This is a genomic window from Xanthomonas sp. SHU 166 (assembly GCF_000364685.1).
GTDB classification, from domain to species: domain Bacteria; phylum Pseudomonadota; class Gammaproteobacteria; order Xanthomonadales; family Xanthomonadaceae; genus Xanthomonas_A; species Xanthomonas_A sontii.
On sequence record NZ_AQOJ01000748.1, the window covers coordinates 1 to 5,308 of the forward strand.

6 protein-coding genes are annotated in these 5,308 nt (G+C 71.3%); 4 read left to right on the top strand and 2 right to left on the bottom strand.

Going from position 1 to position 5,308, the window contains the following annotated elements; genetic code table 11:
* Positions 1-1,135: AI-2E family transporter (locus D180_RS17365; protein WP_017913802.1), on the bottom strand; the 1,135-nt coding region annotated here is incomplete at its 3' end.
* Positions 1,132-2,235 carry a DUF2066 domain-containing protein gene (locus tag D180_RS17370; protein WP_017913803.1) on the bottom strand — a complete coding sequence of 368 codons (1,104 nt, stop codon included), beginning with the start codon at positions 2,233-2,235 and terminating at the stop codon, positions 1,132-1,134. The genes D180_RS17365 and D180_RS17370, both read right to left, overlap by 4 nt.
* Positions 2,236-2,341: 106 nt before the next feature.
* Between D180_RS17370 and purM the strand changes: the two genes are divergently transcribed.
* From purM to purN, 4 genes are read left to right on the top strand one after another with little or no spacing between them, the layout of a single operon-like run.
* Positions 2,342-3,400: a phosphoribosylformylglycinamidine cyclo-ligase gene (purM, locus tag D180_RS17375; protein ID WP_043091256.1), complete on the top strand. Its 1,059-nt coding sequence runs from the start codon at positions 2,342-2,344 to the stop codon at positions 3,398-3,400.
* Positions 3,401-3,405: 5 nt separating this feature from the next.
* A complete protein-coding gene (locus D180_RS17380) occupies positions 3,406-4,035 on the top strand; it encodes a DUF2238 domain-containing protein (protein WP_017913805.1) in 630 nt (209 codons plus the stop codon).
* A gap of 8 nt (positions 4,036-4,043) precedes the next feature.
* Positions 4,044-4,490, top strand: coding sequence for a hypothetical protein (locus tag D180_RS17385; protein WP_017913806.1), 447 nt, complete (start codon positions 4,044-4,046; stop codon positions 4,488-4,490).
* Positions 4,487-5,140, top strand: a complete 654-nt coding sequence (gene purN, locus D180_RS17390; protein ID WP_017913807.1) for a phosphoribosylglycinamide formyltransferase — start codon at positions 4,487-4,489, stop codon at positions 5,138-5,140. Before D180_RS17385 ends, purN begins: the two co-directional genes overlap by 4 nt.
* Positions 5,141-5,308 lie beyond the last annotated feature (168 nt).

The window sequence follows — 5,308 nt, forward strand, 5'->3', positions numbered from 1 at the left end:
TGATGGTGGTGCGCTCGGTGACCGTATCCAGCAGGATCGCCGACTTCTCGCCCGCGTACAGGTCGCTCTGCCGGTACTGCTCGTGCAGGTAGTGCAGCAGCACGTTGGCCACCGCCGCCACCGGCAGCGCCAGCAGCATGCCGAGGAAGCCGAACAGCTGGCCGCCGGCCATCACCGCGAAGATCACCGCCACCGGATGCAGGCCGATCTTGTCGCCGACGATGCGCGGGGTCAGCACGTAGCTTTCCAGCAACTGGCCGACGGTGAACACCACGCCGACCAGGATCAGCAACTGCAGGTCGAAGCCCTTGGCCTGCACCAGTGCGGCCAGCACCGCCAGCAGGATGCCGGTGGTCGCGCCCAGGTACGGGATGAAGCTGATCAGGCCGGCGACGATGCCGATCAACAGGCCGAGCTTGAGGCCAACCAGGGTCAGGCCGCCGGCGTAGATCACGCCCAGCGCCAGCATCACCAGGAACTGGCCGCGGATGAACGCGCCCAGCACCTCGTTGGACTGCTGCGCCAGGCGGGTGATGGTGCCGACGTGGTTGCGCGGGATGGTGGCGGCCACGCGCGCGACCAGCAGGTCCCAGTCGCGCAGGAAGTAGAAGGTCAGGATCGGCAGCAGCACCAGGTTGACCACCCAGGTCACCATCGCGAAGCCCGAGCGCGACAGGTAGCCGAAGAAGGTCGCGGCGACGCCGCCGGCCTGCTGCCAGTGCCCGCGGATCCAGTCGATCAGCCGCTCCGGATCCAGCCAGCCCATCAACTCCAGCCCGGTCTTCTGCTCGGCCCACGGGATCGCGGTGCCGATGAACCAGTCGCGCGCCTGCGGCAGCACGTCGATGAAGGTGACGATCTGCCGCTCCAGCATCGGCACCAGGATCACCAGCGCCAGCACCAGCAGCAGCACCATCAGCACGAATACCAGGGTCACCGCCATGTTGCGCGAGCGCCCGGCGCGCTCCAGGCGGTCCACCAGCGGGTCGCCGAGCCAGCCGAGCAGCAGCGCCAGCACGAACGGGGTCAGGATCGGCGCCAGCAGCCACACCACCCACAGCACGCCGACGATCACCGCCGTCCATTTCAGGCGGCGCAGGAACAGCGCGATCTCGGCTTCGGGCGACAGCGTCATTTCAGGCGGTACTCCGTCGGCTCGCTGTTGAGGATCACCGGACCGTCGACCGGCGCGACCACCGGCTGCAGCGCGCCGTCCGGGCCGAGCATGCGGTTCAGACCGGACACGCCGCTGAGCAGGTCCAGGTCCAGCTCCAGGCGGTCGCCATCGGCGCGGACCGGCACGATGCGCCGCACCACCGAGGCGTTCTGCAGCGCGGCGGAGGCGCGCAGGTAATCGTCGGCGCTGCGGATGCCGGTGATCACCACCCGGTAGATCCCGGCCGGGCCGGCGCTGACCGCCTTGGCATAACGCTTGACCAGGGCGTCGGCGGCGCCGTCGGCTCCGCTGGCCATGGCGCGGCGCGCGTCGGCGTCGCTGGACGACCAGGTCGACAGCACCTTGCCGCTATCGACGAAGGTCCAGTCCGCGGTCCAGCCGCCGGCCTTGCCGCGGTACAGCTTGCCGATCAGTTGCATCGGCGGGCTGTAGCGCGACGAGGCGCTGGCCACCGCCGCGGTGTCCTGGCGCCAGATCGCGCCGGCCAGGGCCTGCTCGGCGGCGTTGCCGGTCGGCAGGCCGAGGCGGAAGCCACGCTCGATCGCACGATCGAGCAGGCTGCGCGCGGCGTTGGACTGCTGCACGCCGACCAGGCGCGGGCCGCTGCCGTCGTCGATGGCCAGCCACACCACCGGCTTGGGCCGCGGCTGCGGCCACACCGGCAGCCCCAGCGCCGCGGCCAGGCCGTCCACGTCCTGCGGGCGGAAGCGCGCCACCAGGATGGTGCGGAAGGTGGGCGCACCGCTCGGCGAGGTGCCCTGGTCCTGGCGGTAGTCGAAGGTGTCGACCAGATTCTTGGCGTTGCGCAGCGCCTGGGTCACCCCGGGCCGCGACATCACCCCCTTGTCGCCGGAGATCTTGCCCAGCACCACGCCGAGCGCGCGGGACAGGGCACCGTTGCGGTCGGCCTCGCTCTGGCTGTTGACCGGCACCTCGGCATCGTAGGGGCCGGTGGCGCCGGCCACGTCGCCCTCGGTGCGCAGCTCGGCCTGGGCCAGGGCGGTCGCGGCGGGCAGGCACAGCGCGAAAGACAGGAGGAAGGCAAGGCTGCGGCGCATGAAGGGTCCAGTACTCGGCGTATCCGGGGCGAATTGTTGCCCGAATGCGGGCCTAGCGCCAATGCGGCCTGTTAAAATCGCCGCCTTTCCGCCGACCCCGCCGCCCGTGACCACTTCCCAGCCCCCCGCCGCCGCCCCGTTGACCTACCGCGACGCCGGCGTCGACATCGATGCCGGCAACGCCGTCGTCGAACGCATCAAGCCCCTGGTCAAGCGCAGTTTCCGCCCCGAGGTGATGGGCGGGCTGGGCGGCTTCGGCGCGCTGTTCGACCTGTCCGGCAAGTACCGCGAGCCGGTCCTGGTGTCCGGCACCGACGGCGTCGGCACCAAGCTGAAGCTGGCGCAGCAGCTCGGCCGCCACGACACCATCGGCATCGACCTGGTGGGCATGTGCGTCAACGACGTGCTGGTGCAGGGCGCCGAGCCGCTGTTCTTCCTGGACTACTTCGCCACCGGCAAGCTCGACGTGGAGACCACCGTGGCGGTGGTCGGCGGCATCGCCCGCGGCTGCGAACTGGCCGGCTGCGCGCTGATCGGCGGCGAGACCGCGGAAATGCCCGACATGTACCCGCCGGGCGAGTACGACCTGGCCGGCTTCACCGTCGGCGCGGTGGAGAAGTCGCAGCTGCTCGACGGCGCCCGCGTGCGCCAGGGCGACGTGCTGATCGGCATCGCCTCCTCCGGCCCGCATTCCAACGGCTACTCGCTGATCCGCCGCATCTATGACCGCGCCGGGCGCCCGGCCGACCTGCAGGTCGGCGGCGTGGCCCTGACCGACGCGCTGATGGCGCCGACCGCGCTGTACGTCAAGCCGATCCTGTCGCTGCTGCGCGAACAGGGCGAAGCCATCCATGCCATGGCGCACATCACCGGCGGCGGCCTGACCGAGAACATCATCCGGGTCATCCCGGACGGCCTGGGCCTGGACATCCGCGCCAGCGCCTGGACCCTGCCGCCGGTGTTCGAATGGCTGCAGCGCGAAGGCGCGGTGGCAGACAGCGAGATGTGGCGCACCTTCAACTGCGGCATCGGTTTCGTGCTGGTCGCCGCGCCAGAGCAGGTGGCCGCGCTGGAGCGCAGCCTGGACAGCCTGGGCCTGGCGCACTGGCAGATCGGCGCGGTGGTGGCCGCCGCGGACGCCGGCGAACGCGTGCACATCGGCTGAGCCGCATGGCGGCGGCCAAGCGCGCCTGGCTGACGCTGGCGCTGGCGGTGTTCGCCGCCAGTTGGCTGCGGCCGCTGTGGCCGGCGGAACAGGCCATGCACAGCTCCCTGGCGGTACTGGGCCTGGCCTGGCTGGTCTGGCACGACCGGCGCTGGCAGCTGCGCACCGGCCATTTCGCCGCCATCTGCCTCTTCATCAGCGTGCACAACATCGCCGCGCACTGGCTGTATTCCAATGTGCCCTACGACCAGTGGCTGCGCGCGCTGACCGGTGGCTGGTCGCCGAGTGCGGCGTTCGGCTGGCAGCGCAATCACACCGACCGGCTGATCCACCTGCTGTTCGGGGTGTGCTTCGCGCCGGCGCTACGCGACCACGTGCGCCAGCGCTGGCCGGCGCTGTCGGCGCGGCAGGCCTTCGTTTTGGCGACGATGGCGATCATGTGCGTCAGCCTGGTCTACGAATGGCTGGAATGGCTGATCGCGCTGCTGCTGTCGCCAGAGCAGGCCGAGTCCTACAACGGCCAGCAGGGCGATCCCTGGGATGCGCACATGGACATGCTGCTGGCCACGCTGGGCTGCGCCAGCGCCTGGCCGTGGCGGCGCACCCCGCGCCCGCTTCCCTCCACCTTGCGCTGAGACCGACGATGTCGCTGCCACCGCCCCTCCCCGCCCCCGGCGGCCATGCCGCCGATGTGGTGCGTGCCACCTCCGACCTGAACACCCTGGCGACGCTGTATGCCGTCATGGCGGGGCTGCAGGTCGTCGTGGTGCTGCTGGTGGGCGCTTTGCTGGCCTACGGCGTGCACGAGGAGGCGCAGCTCAACGCCGTCGGCCAGAGCCCGGACCAGGCACAGAGCGGCGTCATCGCGATCGTGATGCTGTCGATCCTGCTCGGCTTCGGTCTGCTCGCGCTGCTGCTCAAGGTGCTGGTTGCGCGCGCCTTGCGCCACCGCCGCCAGTTGGGGCTGTGCTACGCCGGCGCCGTGATCACCTGCCTGGGCTTCCCGCTGGGCACCGCACTGGGCATCGCCACCCTGCTGACATTGCAGCGCCCGGCCGTGGGCGCCCTGTTCCGGACTCCCGCCCGATGACGCTCCGCCTCGCTGTCCTCGCCTCCGGCCGCGGCTCCAACCTGCAGGCCATCCTCGCCGCGATCGCCGCCGGCACCCTCGATGCCGAGGTGGTCGGCGTGTTCGGCGATCGTCCGGAGGCGCCGGCGCTGGCGATGGTGGCGCCGGATCGGCGCTGGTCGGCGCGGCCCCAGGACTTCCCCGATCGCGTCGCCTTCGAGCAGGCGCTGGGCGACGCGGTCGCCGCGGCACGGGCGGACTGGGTGGTCTGCGCCGGCTACATGCGCATTCTCGGCGCAGGCTTCGTGCAGCGCTTCGGCGGGCGCCTGCTCAACATCCACCCCTCGCTGCTGCCCAAGTACCGCGGCCTGCACACCCATGCCCAGGCCTTGGCGGCCGGCGACGCCGAGCACGGCGCCAGCGTGCATTTCGTGGTGCCGGAACTGGACGCCGGCGCGGTGATCGCGCAGGTGCGGGTGCCGGTGCAGCCCGGCGACGGTCCCGACGACCTAGCGCAGCGCCTGCTGCCGCGCGAACACCGGCTGCTGTGCGCGGTGCTGCGGCTGGCCGTGGCGGGCCGCCTGGCTGAACGGGACGGCAAGGTCTGGCTGGACGGTCAGTGCCGGTTTAGTCCGCTGCGCCTAGATTGCGACGACGTGCTGCTTCCCTGAATGCGCTGCCGCACCTTCCGCGGCCCCTCCCTCCCCCTCTTCCCTCCCGCTCACGCCAGCCGATCCCATGAAGCTCGCTCCGCGTCCGTTCGCCTTCCTCGTCGCGTCCGGCCTCGGCCTGCTGGCGCCCATTGTCGCTGCGCAGGTCGCGCCGGCGCCCGCCGCGCA

What these genes read in the sequence shown, in the direction of transcription:
- D180_RS17385 (WP_017913806.1), top strand. Translation starts at nt 4,044, where the DNA reads ATGTCGCTGCCACCGCCCCTCCCCGCCCCCGGCGGCCATGCCGCCGAT.
- D180_RS17380 (WP_017913805.1), top strand. Translation starts at nt 3,406, where the DNA reads ATGGCGGCGGCCAAGCGCGCCTGGCTGACGCTGGCGCTGGCGGTGTTC.
- purN (WP_017913807.1), top strand. Translation starts at nt 4,487, where the DNA reads ATGACGCTCCGCCTCGCTGTCCTCGCCTCCGGCCGCGGCTCCAACCTG.
- D180_RS17370 (WP_017913803.1), bottom strand. Translation starts at nt 2,235, where the DNA reads ATGCGCCGCAGCCTTGCCTTCCTCCTGTCTTTCGCGCTGTGCCTGCCC.